At 40.0% G+C, this 16,551-nt stretch carries 12 protein-coding genes; 5 read left to right on the top strand and 7 right to left on the bottom strand.

Going from position 1 to position 16,551, the window contains the following annotated elements; translation table 11 throughout:
• Positions 1 to 289: 289 nt before the first annotated feature.
• Positions 290 to 619 (bottom strand): hypothetical protein, encoded by a 330-nt coding sequence (locus ACFINS_RS02510; protein ID WP_375611698.1) that lies wholly within the window; start codon positions 617 to 619, stop codon positions 290 to 292.
• Between the two features lie 1,126 nt (positions 620 to 1,745).
• Here ACFINS_RS02510 and ACFINS_RS02505 point away from each other — a divergent pair.
• A complete protein-coding gene (locus ACFINS_RS02505) occupies positions 1,746 to 2,114 on the top strand; it encodes a helix-turn-helix domain-containing protein (RefSeq protein ID WP_375651088.1) in 369 nt (122 codons plus the stop codon).
• A gap of 1,924 nt (positions 2,115 to 4,038) precedes the next feature.
• Here the strand turns inward: ACFINS_RS02505 and ACFINS_RS02500 are convergent.
• The 3 genes from ACFINS_RS02500 to ACFINS_RS02490 form a co-directional block, all read right to left on the bottom strand.
• Positions 4,039 to 4,434: a hypothetical protein gene (locus tag ACFINS_RS02500; RefSeq protein WP_375705863.1), complete on the bottom strand. Its 396-nt coding sequence runs from the start codon at positions 4,432 to 4,434 to the stop codon at positions 4,039 to 4,041.
• Positions 4,435 to 5,078: 644 nt separating this feature from the next.
• Positions 5,079 to 6,314, bottom strand: a complete 1,236-nt coding sequence (locus ACFINS_RS02495) for an MFS transporter (RefSeq protein WP_375629214.1) — start codon at positions 6,312 to 6,314, stop codon at positions 5,079 to 5,081.
• 487 nt (positions 6,315 to 6,801) lie between these two features.
• Positions 6,802 to 6,957, bottom strand: a complete 156-nt coding sequence (locus ACFINS_RS02490; RefSeq protein ID WP_375705862.1) for a hypothetical protein — start codon at positions 6,955 to 6,957, stop codon at positions 6,802 to 6,804.
• A 581-nt stretch (positions 6,958 to 7,538) separates the two neighbouring features.
• On the opposite strand from ACFINS_RS02490, the gene ACFINS_RS02485 reads away from it, so the two are divergent.
• Together ACFINS_RS02485 and ACFINS_RS02480 are read left to right on the top strand one after the other, a co-directional pair.
• Positions 7,539 to 7,910, top strand: coding sequence for a helix-turn-helix domain-containing protein (locus ACFINS_RS02485; RefSeq protein ID WP_375705861.1), 372 nt, complete (start codon positions 7,539 to 7,541; stop codon positions 7,908 to 7,910).
• 377 nt (positions 7,911 to 8,287) lie between these two features.
• Positions 8,288 to 8,659 (top strand): helix-turn-helix domain-containing protein, encoded by a 372-nt coding sequence (locus ACFINS_RS02480; RefSeq protein WP_375705860.1) that lies wholly within the window; start codon positions 8,288 to 8,290, stop codon positions 8,657 to 8,659.
• A gap of 404 nt (positions 8,660 to 9,063) precedes the next feature.
• On the opposite strand, the gene clpB is transcribed toward ACFINS_RS02480, so the two are convergent.
• Complete coding sequence (gene clpB, locus ACFINS_RS02475; protein WP_375705859.1) at positions 9,064 to 11,643, bottom strand: ATP-dependent chaperone ClpB; 2,580 nt, start codon at positions 11,641 to 11,643, stop codon at positions 9,064 to 9,066.
• 456 nt (positions 11,644 to 12,099) lie between these two features.
• Here clpB and ACFINS_RS02470 point away from each other — a divergent pair, with 456 nt between their 5' ends.
• On the top strand, positions 12,100 to 13,131 hold the full coding sequence (locus ACFINS_RS02470; protein ID WP_375611672.1) for a DUF3472 domain-containing protein: 1,032 nt from the start codon (positions 12,100 to 12,102) through the stop codon (positions 13,129 to 13,131).
• Positions 13,132 to 13,154: 23 nt separating this feature from the next.
• On the opposite strand, the gene ACFINS_RS02465 is transcribed toward ACFINS_RS02470, so the two are convergent.
• On the bottom strand, positions 13,155 to 13,352 hold the full coding sequence (locus ACFINS_RS02465) for a hypothetical protein (RefSeq protein WP_375705858.1): 198 nt from the start codon (positions 13,350 to 13,352) through the stop codon (positions 13,155 to 13,157).
• Between the two features lie 1,169 nt (positions 13,353 to 14,521).
• On the opposite strand from ACFINS_RS02465, the gene ACFINS_RS02460 reads away from it, so the two are divergent.
• Positions 14,522 to 14,893 (top strand): helix-turn-helix domain-containing protein, encoded by a 372-nt coding sequence (locus ACFINS_RS02460; RefSeq protein ID WP_375611671.1) that lies wholly within the window; start codon positions 14,522 to 14,524, stop codon positions 14,891 to 14,893.
• Positions 14,894 to 15,320: 427 nt separating this feature from the next.
• On the opposite strand, the gene ACFINS_RS02455 is transcribed toward ACFINS_RS02460, so the two are convergent.
• Positions 15,321 to 16,551 (bottom strand): MFS transporter (locus tag ACFINS_RS02455; RefSeq protein ID WP_375705857.1); only part of this gene is annotated, 1,231 nt, incomplete at its 5' end.

The raw sequence follows: 16,551 nt of genomic DNA, 5'->3' as shown, positions 1-16,551 counted from the left end.
TTCAGGTATCGCGCCCCTCACACATCGCCATAAAAGCATCTTGCCCGCTTCACACAGACCACCCCAGACACCATATACCCCCAAAAACACCATATGCACCGAAGTCTCCTCCAGTCCACGTCCTCATGCATCCCCCACCAAAGCCCAACAACTTCACAGCTCACACGCCTAAAGCACACACCCCTCAACGCAATTTCAATCATAAGCTTTCAGACAAACACCTAGCATTCCCGTTCAAAGACAATATCCCTTAAACATCATATGCCCAACCCAATATTTTCTCATAACTTCAAGCCTCAGTGACCAAAGGATCAAGCTTCTTCGGTTCAGTATTTTTGGGCTTCACTGGTACAATCTCAATACGCGAAACTGTTTTAACATCTCCCCCTGCTTCTCCCGTAACCTGAAGAGGCAAGACTTTTGCCAGCAGCGAAAAAAAAGGAACAGGATTATTCAACGCATGATATTGAAGATAAGACACCAGCCCATCCTCACCATAGTGATATCCAGCCTGCTCAGCGGCTGTCAAAAGAGCTTCATTAAATCGCTTTGTTGTTTTATTCAAAGTTGTTTTTTTCCGCCCTTTTCGACGTAAGGGAAGACAATGTTCATCTACCATCATCATGTTCCTTCCAACTAAAGAGAAACCAAAACCTCAAACACAAAAAATGACATAAAAATCAGCAACAAAATTTGCCAAGCATTCAACAATTAAAAAAAAATGGGACACACCCAAAAAGATAAGAGCCCACATAAAGCCCAAATCCTCCGCATAATTTTACAGATTCACATTTTTACGCTTTTACATCATTACAGAACGCAGCCAAACGAAACGCTCAAATCACTACCCCGCACCGTTCTGTAAACACGGGTCTGCAACAAGCTGATGTCTCGTCTATCAGATTCCCCTGCTGATTATTTCATATAGCTATCCCACACTTCAAAGAATGGTGTTTCATCAAACACGCCAGATAAGCTCTGATCTACAATTCGACTTCAAAAAGCAAATTTTCCTCTGCTGAATAAAGCTTCCACCCCGCACCGGTTTTAAACTATCATCCAACCTTTTACCCAATAAATTCCCCTACTAACATCAGATTACCGCCCCCAAACATCCCTATTTTACACTATAACCGTATAGCAAATCTTTTAATTGTTCTTGCCAATCCCTTGAAATTACTTTATCACTCAAAGGATATTTTGATCGTCCACGCAACGATCAATAAGGGATAGTAAAGCCCTAAGCTCTAGCGTAAGAATGAACCCACTTTGTGGGTGTCCCGGGATTCCGGGAGTTTTTGCTATGTCCAGGTGTGATAAGCACTAAAAGCAAAAATGCTGACTAGAGCTCAGTACTTTACTACTCCCGGAATACCAATGCGAGGGCGCTCGCAACCGGAGGGGAGCTTGAAGTGCAAACTAAAAATCCAGATTTCGCACTTTTTTAAAAAGTACCCAATCTTATAGTCTTTGAAATTATTTTGATTTTTCTTGCCAATCTTCTGAAATTGCCTTATGAATTGATCTGTGTTTTTGATCGTCCACGCAACGGTCAAATAGGGATTTGAAAGCCCGAACGCTCAGTACATAAATTTATCCCGCTTTGCGGGTATCCCGGAATTCCGGGAGCTTTTGCTATGTCCAAGTGCTTGTCAGCACTAAAAGCAAAAGGCTGGCTGAGCTCAGTGCTTTCAAACTCCCGGAATACTCATGCGAGGGCGCTCGCAACCGGAGGGGAGCTTGAAGTGCAAACTAAAAATTCACATTTCAACGACATTTCAATAGGTAAAAAGATCCGTCATAGAAGAATTTCAATGGGACTTTCTCAAAAGGAATTAGGAAGCCATTTAGGTGTCAGTTTCCAACAAATCCAAAAATATGAAAAAGGTTTAAATCGTGTAAGCGCGGGGTGTTTGCTCGAAATTGCTAAAAAACTAGAGGTTCCTATGAACTTTTTTTATGCGGACCTTTTAACAGCAGATATTCCCACAAAAGAACATGCCTTACACCACGATCAAGATACCACCAGCGAAAAAGAATACGCCCTTTTAAAAAACTTTAGAGAGCTCCAGCCGAAAAAACAAAAAGCAATTTTGTGGTTAATTTCTGATTAGACAGTGGTTAATTTCTGATTAGGCAAAAGCGCATCAATCGACATCCGTTGCCAATATCCCCCTCTACCTAAAGCCTTGCCTGACTGATATCACCACATCTCAAAAAACGGTTTACGGCACCGGTTTACGACATCATAGGATCAAACTTCAAAATAGGATAAAAACACCAAAACCTTGGAAAAACATCCCCACCCCTCTCACAGAATCTTATCAAAAGATCTCATCTGATTTAAACGCACAATTCCGATTGTATCATTATGATACCTTTTTACATTTACCTTGTCAAGTTTTTATATTTTTCTTTTGATATTTTTGTATTTTTCTTTAAGGGAGCCACATCCCTCAAAACACCTTTCCTGCAAAATGCCCCTCATACAAAACACAATGTCTAAAACAACAAGAGCTAAAATAGGATTTCCCCTCTAAATAGGCTTTCATTGTATTGCTCATTCACCCACTTATTAAAAAAACACCTCTCAATGCTTCTCACACCCATTTCACGGATATCCCCCATACAAATATAGACGCAAATATAATTGTTAAATTTCGCATAGAATATAAAAGCCAACCACAGTTTTTATCTCTTCACATCTCTTTACACATCAGCTCTGCAATCTGTTCACAGCTATTCCAAAACTCTTCTCTCTAGCCAACACACGAACAGCACTCTTCATTTTCCTCCATTCACACACTCTTCACCTCCCCAATCCTTCTCACCCCTCGACACCATGACAATATATTGATTTATAAGAAATAATTTAGCATTATTGATACTGATTAAGAGTTCCAAACATCGTAAGATTCTCTCATTTCAAATCCCTCCCATGTTGAATCAATCAAAATCACTCGCTTGCACGTCAAAAGCAGGGGAGAGCCCGTATGGATAAAAAACGATTAAGAAAGGAATAAAATGGCTCTTATGAACCGTCTCAAGTGCCAAGGGCTGTATGCCAAGGGCTGTAGCCAACACCCACGAGCTAGAACAAATATAATGATAGTGTGCCGGCTTGCTCTTTTATGAAGCGTAAAGATAGGGGTGCTCAATGGATTTATCATTATACCATGACAAAAAAATGCACAATACACAAAGCACAAATCCTCCGCATCATTTTACAGATCACCGTTTTTACGCTTTTACATCTTTACAGAACGTAAGCCAAATAAAATTTCCACATCACCACTCCGCACCGCTCTGCAAACACTGGTCTGCAACAATCTGATTTCTCGTCTATCAAATTCCCCTGCTGATTATTTCATATGGTTATCACGACACCTCAAAGAATACCGTGTCATCAGACAAGACTGATTAAGCCCTGCCCCCAAATATTCTCCACACACTCTTCTCCAGAAAACGCACTTAACACCCCTCTTCATCCCAACTTTCCCCGCTCCATTCACAAACGCGTCCCCTAGTTCTCTGACCACATTCCATGCCATGATAAAAGCCCACACAAAGCACAAATCCCTCACTTCATTTTACAGATTCACATTTTTACGCTTTTACATCTTCACAGAATGCAGCCAAAGGAAACTCCCAAACCACCACGCGACAATTTGATAAAAACAAAACACCTTTCCAACAATCTCAAACAACAGATTTCTGTAAAGAGTTCATATGAATTTGATTGTTTAGATCTGACTATTAGATTGGCATATAGAGCCGTAGAACAGAAAGTAATTTTCTATAAGACAGAAACGATAAAAGCGCTATATAACTGAGATAGAACATGAAGAATTGCAAACAGATAAAACGACATCTTTCTTCGTTACAACACTGAAATTGTAAACGAGACGACGAATAATTGTCATCTGAATATGCAATTTTCATATCTGCAAATTTTTATTGATTAATTTAATCCCAACACTTCCCCTGAAACACATTTCTTCATTATCTACTTTTTTGAGACAAACCGGCAAAGGGGTTTCATCGATTATAAGTGCGGATATAATAACGCGTTACTCCAACCTCATCATAAGAAACCATAGACAAGATACCTGTCTTTATTGGCGTTATTTGATAAGTCAAGATTACACCATTTTGCTGTTTGTTTGGTTGATCTGTATAGATCACGTTATATCCATTCCGTCGCAAGAGATCAATAAATACAGGAGTAAAGTTGTCTTCTGTTTTATTTTTTTTCACAATAAGTGTTGTTGTAGCGGGCGGTAAAGGTTTTTTAAGATTACGAACAAAATCGTTAGCAATTAATTTTATATCATCTTGCGTAATATTTGGACTAACATAACTTGATGAATAATTATTGATAGATGCACAACCAGCCACCAATACAAGCGGTAACGGAAATAAATATTTTGACATCTTAACTCCCCTATTAATTGCATTCTCTTCTGAGAAGCTCCTACACCAGAAATAAGAGCCTCCTTTCAAAGAATAGCCTTAACAACATATTTCTTTACTATCAAGCATTAGTTAATCACTTTCTCACTTGTTTAAAAAAACGACCACCATCTCTCATAGTACTCAAAGCTTATGTTTAAGACACAAAATATATATGTTAAAAGTACGAAAAAACACATGTAAAGCATATAGTATATGTATACTTACTTTCATGGTGTATTGCATTACATAAACCAACGCACAGCACCCTTCATTTCCCCTCCATTCACGAAGACACTTCCCCCAATCCTTCTCACCCCTCTATATCATGACAAAAAACACGCACAATATATGACCCCATAAATCCTCCGCTTCACTTTTACAGATTCACATTTTTACGCTTCTCCACATTTACAGAACAAAGCCAAGGAAAGCTTCATCCACCCCGTACCACTCTATAAACAACGGTCTGTAAAGAATTCAAATGCTTGCCTAGCAAATTTCCACCACTGACCACTCATTCGTTTCAGATCACCCCCTTCAAAGAGCGGTGTTTTTACCTCATGAATAAGATAATGAGCGAACCGTCTTTAGAAAAAAGAAACGGCATGGAGATATCAAATATATCAATGGTCGTCATCGACTGTCGTGTTAAGAGGTGTTAACTCTTTATTTTTCTTAATTTTTACAACGCCAATAATTCCGGTGGAAATAATTAATGCGGACATAGCTAAAAAAGAGCTTAACAATCCCACGAGTGCCAAAAGTCCAGCAATAAAGCCAGACATTGCTTCCGCAGAGTTTGCTAAAGTTGAAAAGGTTCCAAAACTCTTACCAAAATCTTCACGACGAGAATATAATTGAATAGCTGAGACTAAACCAATATCCACAAAGGCACCAATAAATCCTAAAACAAATGCTAACACGAGAAGGAATTTTAAATAAATTTCTGCAGCTAAGGGCATAACAAACAGAATAACCCCATAAAGAAGCCAAAATATCATGAGCTTCAACGATGTAATATTTAATATAATTTTACTATATAACAAACCACCAACAATAGTTCCAACAGCCATGAGAGAAAAAATATAACTCACAAGGCTCTCCTCTCCCCCCACAAAAAGAACAAAAGCTGGAATTAAAAATCTTAAAATAGCACCCGTAAAGAGAATAGCAAACGACGAGCCAACGAGCGTAATAAATAAATTATTATTTTCTGTAGAAATATATTTAAGATATGAAGCTGTTTCTCGATAAATTTTTATAAAATTGAATGATTTATTCTCGCTTGAATTTAAATTCATGAGATTAAATAACACGATAATAGATATAAAATAGGTAAAAAAATCAAAAATGAGTACTGCCGATTTATTTGCTAAAAAAAGCAGTATGGAACAAACCAAAGGGCCAATGACGGCTGCCGTTTCCATGATAATTTGAGCAATGCTATTGGCCTTTGTAAGATCTTTTATTGAAAACATTCTGGGAATAGCAGCTTGAAAACTTGGTTGGAAAATACTTCTTCCTATCGTTGTACATATTGCTGCAAAAATAAGAACAATGATATGTGCCGTACCTGTTATATAAGTTATAAAAACAAACAATGAAGCTAATAATCTCACAACTTCACTTAAGATCATATTTTTCTTCAAAGAAAAATTATCCGCTAACCAACCGCCTATAGGGCCAAAAAAGAGAAAAGGGATAAATCGAAAAAAATACACAAGACCTGTAAAAAAGGTGTTATCTGTTAATTCTAAGACCAGTAAAATAAAAACAACTTCATAAGCATAATCACCAACTTTGGAAATAAAGAGAGAGCAAAAAAGAGCTAATGGACTCTTTTTTAAAAACAAATTCATATCAACCATCCGATATTAAACTTTTCTACACTTAAAGTTACACTTCCTTCGCTACAATTGGTGATATGAACTTCAGAAGAGTCTTTTATTCTAATAAATCGCTTAATAAGTTAAGTGAAAATTTTTAAAGAAATACTCCTCTTGATATAAGCATTTACTCTAATATCAAGTAATATATTAATTTTTCTTGCTTATTTGCTTTAAAAAAGAAAGAATGTAAAAATTATGAGATCACAATCTGCTATATTATTACATTGACCTCCGCCCCACGTTTCAAAGAATGAAAATTCCCAACCAGCACTAGTCTACAATCCCACAATAAAAAGCAACTTTCCCCACAAAATAAAGCTTACACCCAACCACTTCTCAAACGACAGCACTTCGTCAGGCTCGACAAATCAAGCCCTATCTTCTTAAGCCATCCTTCACGCATCTCTTTGCAATACCCGCCTTACCCACACTCTCCTCCTATCCATGCGCACTCTCTTCATTCTCCATTCCCCTTTTTCTCTCCCATCACACACTTAACAACTGAACACCCCTCTTCCTCCCAGCTTCCCCCTCCATTCACGAAGACACTTCCCCCCAATTCTCGCACCACATTCCACGCCCCCAAAAGCCCAAAGTGACCAAAAACACGCACAATATATAATCCACAAATCCCCCCACTTCACTTTTACAGATTCACATTTTTACGCTTTTACATCTTTACAGAACAAAGCCAACGAAAAGTTCACCACCCCGCACAGCTCTATAAACAATAGTCTATAAACGAATCCAGCTTTTTGCCTAGTACCCTTACAGTCTTCAGACCCGCCCCTCAAAAGAAAATGTTTCATCAGACCAGACAAGATAAGCCCAGCCAAAAATATTCACCACACACTCTAAAAAACACCTAAATGTGGAAATTGATATACTTGATATCATCCCCCCTCCAAATAACGCCGTTTTATAGCATATTGATTTCTCTTGCCAATTTTCTGAAACTACTTTATTACTTAAAGGGTGAGTTTGGTCGTATACGCGACGATCAATAGGGAACTGAAAGCCCGAAACCTCGATACATAAGAATGAACCCACTTTTGTGGGTGTCCCGGGATTCCGGGAGATTTTGCTATGTCCAGGTGCGATGAGCACTAAAAGCAAAATGCTGATTCGAGGTCAGTGCTTTCAGGCTCCCGGAATACTAATGCGAGGGCGCTCGCAACCGGAGGGGGGCTTGAAGTGCCAACTAGAAATCCACATTTTATCGACATTTTGATAGGCAAAAGAATCCGTCATAGACGCATTTCAATAGGGCTTTCCCAAAAAGAATTAGGAAGCCATTTAGGCGTAAGTTTCCAACAAATCCAAAAATACGAAAAAGGCTTAAACCGTGTAAGTGCCAAATGTTTACTAGAAATCGCTCAAAAACTAGAAGTTCCTATGAACTTTTTTTATGCAGACATTGCCACAAAAGAAGATCTTTCAACAAAAGAAACCCTCTTACACCACAATCAAGAAACCTATAGCGAAAAAGAACACACCCTTTTAAAAAACTTTAGAGAACTCGAAGCGAAAAAACAAAAAGCAATCTTGTGGCTAATCTCTGATTAAGCAACAGCACAACGATCAACATTATTCCATTCATATCCCCCTTAAGTCACATTCAAACCAACACACCACCCCCCTTCAAAGAGCAATGTTTTACGGCATAATAGAATAGAAAATTCTTGATTTTTCTTGCCAATCTTCTGAAATTACTTTATCACTTAAAGTGTAATTTTGATCGTCTACGCACCGATCAAGAGGGATTAAAGGTCCTAAATCCGAGCGTAAAAATGAACCCGCTTTGCGGGTGTCCTGGGATTCCGGGAGATTTTGCTATGTCCAGGTGCTTCTCAGCACTAAAAGCAAAAAGCTGACTCGGATTCAGTACCTTTAACTCCCGGAATACCAATGCGAGGGCGCTCGCAACCGGAGGGGGGCTTGAAGTGCCAACTAAAAATCCACATTTTATCGACATTTTGATAGGCAAAAGAATCCGTCATAGACGCATTTCAATAGGGCTTTCCCAAAAAGAATTAGGAAGCCATTTAGGCGTAAGTTTCCAACAAATCCAAAAATACGAAAAAGGCTTCAATCGTGTAAGCGCAAAATGTTTACTGGAAATCGCTCAAAAACTAGAAGTTCCTATGAACTTTTTTTATGCAGACATTGCCACAAAAGAAGATCTCTCAACAAAAGAAACTCTCTTACACCACAATCAAGAAACCTATAACGAAAAAGAACACGCCCTTTTGAGAAACTTTAGAGAACTCCAGCCGAAAAAACAAAAAGCAATCTTGTGGCTAATTTCTGATTAAGCAACAGCACAACGATCAACATTATTTGTTAATATATCAAACAACGAAACATCCTTAAGTCAAATTCAGATCAGCTCCCCATCCCCCTTCAAAGAGCAATGTTTTACGGCGGATAAACGGCATTTCTCTCTAACGTTTTTACGCACAAAGCAATAAAGCAATCCCGCTTGTGACTTCACTTATAAAATTGCAAGAAAATAGTTTTCACGACAAACAGAAGTAAAAGAATCCTACGATATTCGAAAACGCTGATTTAACATGCAAAAACACCAGCCACTCCCTTTGCTTTGCAATAAAATACCGCTGTCTCATCGTGAATTTTTCTAAATCAGCACGCCTCAAAGAGCGGTGTTTATCACATAATAGGATTATCACCGCCCTTTATACCATGAATTTTTCCAAACTTAATCTTCAGGCAAAAATTCCAACCGATCTCCTTGTTTTGTAATTTTCACCGTCGTCTCATCATGAATTTTTCCAAATAAGATGTTTTCCGCCAATGGATCTTGAATTTCTTTTTGAATAATCCGTTTAAGGGGACGCGCACCATAAAGGGGATCATAGCCCTTATCGGCAAGAAATTTTCTCACCTCTGGCTCGATTTGCAAAGTTATTTTGCGTTCATTGAGCAAATTTTGCAAATGTTCTATCTGAATATCGACGATAGCTTCCATATCGTGACGTTGCAGCCTTTGAAAGAGAATAATCTCATCAATACGGTTTAAAAATTCAGGACGGAAAGCCGCTTTAACGACATTCATAACATCATTTTTTGCCTGATCGGTTGTTTGCCCTTCAGGCAAAGCAGTTAAAAACTCAGCACCAAGATTAGAAGTCATAATCAGCAAGGTATTGCGAAAATCGACGGTACGTCCTTGACTATCAGTCAAGCGTCCCTCATCCAACACTTGCAACAAGAGATTAAAAATATCAGGGTGTGCTTTTTCAATTTCGTCAAACAGAATGACCTGGTAAGGTCTTCTACGTACAGCTTCGGTCAGCACCCCCCCCTCTTCATATCCAACATATCCAGGAGGTGCCCCAATCAGCCGCGCCCCAGCATGTTTTTCCATATATTCCGACATATCGATGCGCAACATGGCATTGGAGTCTTGGAAAAGAAAAGCGGCAAGAGCTTTGGTTAATTCGGTTTTCCCCACACCAGTAGGACCCAAAAACATGAAAGAGCCAAGGGGACGATTGGGATCTTGCAACCCCGCACGCGCACGCCGTACAGCGCGCGCGACGGCTTGCACAGCCTCTCCCTGCCCAATCACACGTTTGCTAATTTCATCTTCCATCCGCAACAGCGCCTCCCGTTCTGCCTCCAGCATTCGATCAACAGGAATACCGGTCCAGCGTGAAACAATCCGCGCCACATGTTCAGCAGTAACAGTCTCTTCAACGAGATGATTTTGTTGGTCATCATTTTCCGCAATACTCAATTGTTTTTCGAGTTCAGGGATAACGCTATAAGCGAGCTCTCCAGCGCGTTGGAATTGTCCATCACGTTGTGCAATAGCCAAAGCATTACGGGCTTCTTCGAGTTGTTTTTTCAAATCAGCAGCATGCCCTAATTTTTGTTTCTCAGCCTGCCAAGCACTTGTCATCTCAGCGGACTGTTGTTCCAATGTTTTGAGTTCCTCCTGCACATTTTCCAACCGTTCTTTTGCTGTTGGCTCGACATCTGTTTTCAAAGCTTCCCGTTCGATCTTCAACTGTAAAATACGCCGATCAACAGCATCGAGTTCTTCCGGCTTTGAATCGACCTGCATGCGCAAACGCGCCGCCGCTTCATCGATAAGGTCAATAGCTTTATCCGGCAAGAAACGATCTGTAATATAGCGGTTAGACAAACGCGCCGCCGCAATCAAAGCACTATCAGCCAAGCGCACTTTGTGATGTTGTTCATATTTTTCTTTAATACCGCGCAAAATAGAGATAGTATCCTCTAAAGAGGGTTCCGGTACAAAGACAGGTTGAAAGCGGCGTGCAAGAGCAGCATCTTTTTCGACATATTTTCGATATTCATCGAGCGTAGTAGCGCCCACACAATGGAGTTCTCCGCGTGCAAGAGCAGGCTTTAACAAGTTAGAAGCATCCATAGGACCATCAGATTTTCCAGCGCCAACAAGATTATGCAATTCATCAATAAAGAGGATAATTTGTCCATTTTCAGCTTGCACCTCTGCCAGCACCGCTTTAAGGCGCTCTTCGAATTCCCCACGATATTTTGCACCAGCGATAAGCGCTCCCATATCCAACGCATGAAGCTGTTTATCCCGCAAAGTTTCAGGTACATCGCCATTAACAATGCGCAATGCCAACCCTTCCACAATAGCTGTTTTCCCCACCCCAGGCTCACCAATCAACACGGGATTATTTTTGGTCCGCCGTGAAAGCACCTGAATAGTGCGGCGGATTTCCTCTTCCCGCCCAATCACAGGGTCGAGTTTTCCTTCACGGGCATCTTTTGTGAGATCCCGGGCATATTTTTGCAAGGCATCATATTGTCCTTCAGCATGGGGGCTTGTTGCTGTTTTTCCTTTCCGCAGCGCATTAATTGCCCGATTAAGCGCTTGCGGGGTCAATCCTCCACTTGTTAAAATATCGGCTGTTTTTGCGGTCTTTTCCATGATCAGCGCTTGCAACATGCGCTCCACGGTCACAAACTGATCACCGGCTTTTTTCGCAATATCCTCAGCCAGTGCGAAAACTTTTGCCAATGGCTGCGAAAGATAGAGCTGTCCATTTCCCCCCTGCACTTTAGGCAAAGCATCAAGTGCTTCTTTTAGCGCCTTTTGAATAAGAGTAAGATCACCACCAGCGTTTTGGATAAGCGATGCAGCCAATCCTTGAGAATCGTCTAACAACACTTTCAGGAAATGCTCCGGCATAAACTGCTGATGATCAGAAGCAAGAGCGCTATTTTGTGCTGATTGTAAAAAACCCTGCACGCGTTCGCTATATTTTTCCAAGTTCATTTTTTTTCCTTAAATCTCAAGCCATCACCACACTTTAACCTCTCCAATATTCCACAAAAGAAACATCCAGAAAGGATTTTCCAGCCTCTAAAAAACACCGCGAAAAAAGCAGCAAGAAGAAGAACCATAGTGCTAAAAAGAATATGGGTTTCTACAAGCCTCATAGCAAGAGGGAGAAAAAAAATACGCTATCATTTAAATAAAAACCGCAACTTTTCTTATACCCCCATCATCACTCTCCCTTTTAAACCATCACCCCTAAATTCCACCATTAAAACTTAAATTTGAACAGCAGAAAAGGAGCATGCAAAAACACTTTAAACAAAGTAGTCTTTACAGCATATAGTTTAGAGTAAACATTAAAGTATTTTCTCTAATTTTACTTAACAAAACATTGAATATGTGCTTTAATACTTATAAAGTTACACTATTTTTATTAAGATAGAGGATTTGAGTATGTACCATACTGTAAAAAAGGTTATTTTAATACTTTTATTCCTTCTAATAAGTAAACCAAGCTATGCCGTTTTTGCCGGCAAAGTTATTACAATAGAGCATGAATGGCCTGAAAATGCATTATTTGATCTATTTGTGTTCACCCAGCAAGTAAATTACGATGGTGGGCCTAACTCCATCTATTTCTGGGGAAATAAATTTGAATTCCAAAACGGAAAAAGTGGACAAATTGGTTTTTTCAACAGGAGCAGCCGTACCATTCATTTTTCTATCTGGAATGCAACGGGATGGAAGGGTGATAAATGTAAGCATTTTACTCAGGAAGGTTCAGGAGTACGATGTGAAATTAACTTTCCATGGGAGATGGGACGCAGATATCGATTATATGTTGAAAAAAATGAGAATCTAGTTACAGCGAAAGTAGTCGATTTTACAACGGGTAAAAAAGTGAATATTGGGACCATAGAAGTACCAAATACATTTGGCAAACTCCGTAAATCTTCAAGTTTTGTTGAAGACCATTCTCGTTGGAAGAGACATCTTTCCTCCTGTTATGATTTAAGTCCGCAAAGTTCGATTTTTTTTGATCCTAATGGCTTAAAACAAAACAAGCTACACGAAGGGAGTCTGAAAGTTTCTAATCAAGGAAAGTGTCGAGATTCTGACCTCATCCAAACATCATGTACGTTCACTTTTTGTATGACAAGTATAAGCAACTTTGGAGGTTTAGCCTCGCCTACAGCTAAACCAGAAGTCCCCATTTCCAATGGGAAAGATCTGTCTGCAGAAACAATTTCTAACGTTTTGAAACAAAAAGAGCTTGTCGTTATTCGTTCAAAAGATCGTTCTTGGGCACCCAATATCTTTTTTCCATCTCCTGCTTCATTTAAGTGGAAATCAATCTTTATAGATCATCTAGCGGCTTTCAGTTCTACGCTTCACACCACTCACGGCACACAAAAGATAACCACGGGTCAAAAGATTATGTATATGTCTGATGGAAAAACTTGGAAAATTATGAAAAGAAACTAACTTTTTTCTTCTTGATAAGCCCCTCACTCCCCTTTAAAAATAAATGGGGGTGAGGAAGTTTTTTTCATTTCCCCACCACGGCTCCCTTTCCCAGTTATTTTTTCGAGCTCTGCTCTCATCCCGTCGTCCCCTTTAACTTCCCTCATCATCATACTTTCCAGCGCATTTTCTCCATTCTCACCCCCTTTCAAAACCACAACACCCTTTAATAAAGTCCTCACCTCCCTCTTCTATCACCCTCACACCATCCCTTCACGCATCCCTCTGAACTACCCCCGCCTCTTATCCACACCCTCCCCCTTGTCCATAGGCACTCTCCCATTCCACGCACTCCTTTTTCTCTCCCATCACACATTCACGACTTACAGCACTCTTCATTCCAGCTTCCCTCCTCGATTAACAAGCTCTCGTTCTCTCCCCATTTATCTCACCCCATCCATGCAAAAGCCCAACGTGACCCCAAAACACGCACAATGCATAAATCCATAAATCCTCCTCTTCACTTTTACAGATTCACATTTTTACGCTTTTACACATTCACAGAAAACAGCCAACGAAAGATTCACCACCCCACACCGCTCGATAAACACTGGTCCGTAAACAATCCAGCTTCTTATCTAGGGAAGGACTACTGATCACTTCATATAATTATCACCACCCCTCAAAAGACGCGCTTTATCAGACAAGACAAATAAGCCCTTCCTCCAAATATTCTCCACATACTCTTCTCCAGAAAATGCATTTAACACCCCTTTTCATCCCAGCTTTCCCCGCTCCATTCACAAATGCGTCCCCTAGTTTTCTGACCACATTCCACGCCATGATAAAAGCATACACACAGTACAAATCCTCCGCATCATTTTACGGATATACGTTTTAACGCTTTTACGTTATTACAGAAGTCAGCCAAATAAAATTTCCACATCACCACCCCGCACCGCTCTGTAAACACTGTTCTGAAAACGAACCCAGCTTTTTGCCTAGTCCCCTTACAGTCTTCAGACTACCCTCCTCAAACGACAGCACTTCATCAGGCTCAACAAATCAAGCCCTACCCTGAATATTCAAGCTCTTCACTCCTCCTTCAAATAGCGCCGTTTTACGGTATAACAGAATAGAAAATTTTTCATTTTTCTTGCCAACCTTCTGAAACTGCCTTATGAATAAATATCGTAAGTTTGATCGTCTACGCAGCGATCAACAGGGAACTAAAAGCCCTAAACCCTAACGTACAATTGAGCCCACTTTTGCGAATATCCTTAGAATTCCGGGAGTTTTTGTTATGTCCAGGTGCGTTTCCGCACTAAAAGCAAAAAGCTGAGTCAAGTCAGTGTTTTCAGACTCCCGGAATACCAATGCGAGGGCGCTCGCAACCGGAGGGGGGCTTGAAGTGCCAACTAAAAATCCACATTTTATCGACATTCTGATAGGCAAAAGAATCCGTCACAGACGCATTTCAATAGGGCTTTCCCAAAAAGAATTAGGAAGCCATTTAGGTGTCAGTTTCCAACAAATCCAAAAATACGAAAAAGGCTTAAATCGTGTAAGTGCCAAATGTTTACTGGAAATCGCTCAAAAACTGGAAGTTCCTATAAGCTTTTTTTATGCAGACATTGCCACAAAAGAAGATCTCTCAACAAAAGAAAATACCCCACACCGTGATCAAGAAACATACAGCGAAAAAGAACACACCCTTTTAAAAAATTTTAGAGACCTCCAGCCGAAAAAACAAAAAGCAATCTTGTGGTTGATTTCTGATTAAGCAAAAGCACAACAATTAACATACCCCCTGCCTAAAGTTTCCCATACCTGATATCACCATACCTCCAAGAATGATATTTTACGGCATATAAGATAATTCACACTATAGCTCCTCGTTTTCTGTTTCCATTATTGCTTCAAGTCAAGCTGATTAAGGATTGGCAGCTGAGTTTTTTAAGTTTGGCTATTCGTAGCAAAGCGGAGTTAAACAAAAATGACATTGTTACTCAAAACCATGCCCCCTATTGCGTTTACGAGACGGTAGAACAGCGTCAAGAAGGCAAAGCCCCGAAAAAAAATATGAGCGGTTAAGTAAAAATCAAAGATTAAACCTATAACGTCAAAAAAGCTGCTCTATGTTGGATTATCTCCACGTCCTCTAAATCTCAGAAAAATGATTTAAAACATTTGTTTTATTGATGAGCCAATCATTGAGATCGAACAATTAACAAAGAACGGTTCAGCAATATCCTGATAGCCAATAAACAGCATAATCCACTCAATCCAGAAAGAAGGAACAATTTTCCAGCCGAAGTGTGACCTAAAACAAACGCTCCAACAAACGGCGCCACCAACATAGCTAAATTTTGTATAGACTGCACCCATCCGGAAGCCAATCCAATCTGTTCATTGAAATTGCTTACCAGATAAACATTAGAAGATATGGAAAAGTAAGCGCTAACCATTCCAATAAGGAAAAAACAGAGCAACAAAGTCTCAATACGGAGTAAATCAAAGTAAAAAAAGCACACTGAGATCATGACAAAACCAATCATTGTTGACATTGCCGGCATTAACAACTCTGATATTTTGCCTGTAAGGGGTTTATACTTTGATTGTTTCACACGCCAAAATCCATAGAGAAAATTACCGATTGCCGAAGCCGATACCAGCATCCCAAGAGCCTGTTTATTCATTTTCATTGCACTAAGAATAACCGGCAACTGATTATTCACCATAAAGATCATGGCAAAATACACAAACATCACCGCCACATAGGCATACCAAGTTGTCCCATAAAGCCTCTGCTTTGATTTTATGGTATTCGCTGTTTTTATCATGAGCGACGAGACAGGTTGTGCACCAAGACAACAAAACACCATAAAGCCTAGCAATGTCAAAAATCCAGAAAACAATAAAGTATAGGTATCTGATAAAAGTACAGACAGAGCACTCCCCAAAGCAGGTCCTATCATCTTTGCCGCGCTATTGATCATGTTAAGCACAGAATAGTAACGAGTCCGTCCGTTTTCAGGCACCGAATTTGTACTGAGAACGGAAATTGCAGGCATGGCTAGACTGTTGAATGTCGCTCGAATAACTGCCAGTATAATAAATCCTTGCAGACTCGTCGCCATCAATAAACCGACAGTACAGAGTGCCCGTAACAGCAGTGACGCCCGCAACCAATGGATCATAGAACGGTGACTTACCAACATTCCAATTGGCTTAGACAGAACGATACCAGGTAATAATGTTGCCGCTCCAATAAAAGCGACATCATATTGATCAGCTTTCCACGTGAACACAGATACGGTCAAAATCACGATATAATCAATCCAACCGCCAAATGACACCACGCCATTACCCAGCAAAAGCACCAACAAGCGATTTTTTACTGCCCCGTCTCTTTGCACCAAAACACGCACCCCTTCTTTT

This window comes from Bartonella sp. AA2SXKL, from assembly GCF_042197205.1.
In the GTDB taxonomy this organism is placed as follows: Bacteria; Pseudomonadota; Alphaproteobacteria; order Rhizobiales; family Rhizobiaceae; genus Bartonella.
Note: the sequence above shows the minus strand (reverse complement) of the source record. Positions and strands in the feature narration are given on the sequence as shown.

What these genes read in the sequence shown, in the direction of transcription:
- ACFINS_RS02510 (WP_375611698.1), bottom strand. Translation starts at nt 619, where the DNA reads ATGGTAGATGAACATTGTCTTCCCTTACGTCGAAAAGGGCGGAAAAAA.
- ACFINS_RS02500 (WP_375705863.1), bottom strand. Translation starts at nt 4,434, where the DNA reads ATGTCAAAATATTTATTTCCGTTACCGCTTGTATTGGTGGCTGGTTGT.
- ACFINS_RS02495 (WP_375629214.1), bottom strand. Translation starts at nt 6,314, where the DNA reads ATGAATTTGTTTTTAAAAAAGAGTCCATTAGCTCTTTTTTGCTCTCTC.
- clpB (WP_375705859.1), bottom strand. Translation starts at nt 11,643, where the DNA reads ATGAACTTGGAAAAATATAGCGAACGCGTGCAGGGTTTTTTACAATCA.
- ACFINS_RS02470 (WP_375611672.1), top strand. Translation starts at nt 12,100, where the DNA reads ATGTACCATACTGTAAAAAAGGTTATTTTAATACTTTTATTCCTTCTA.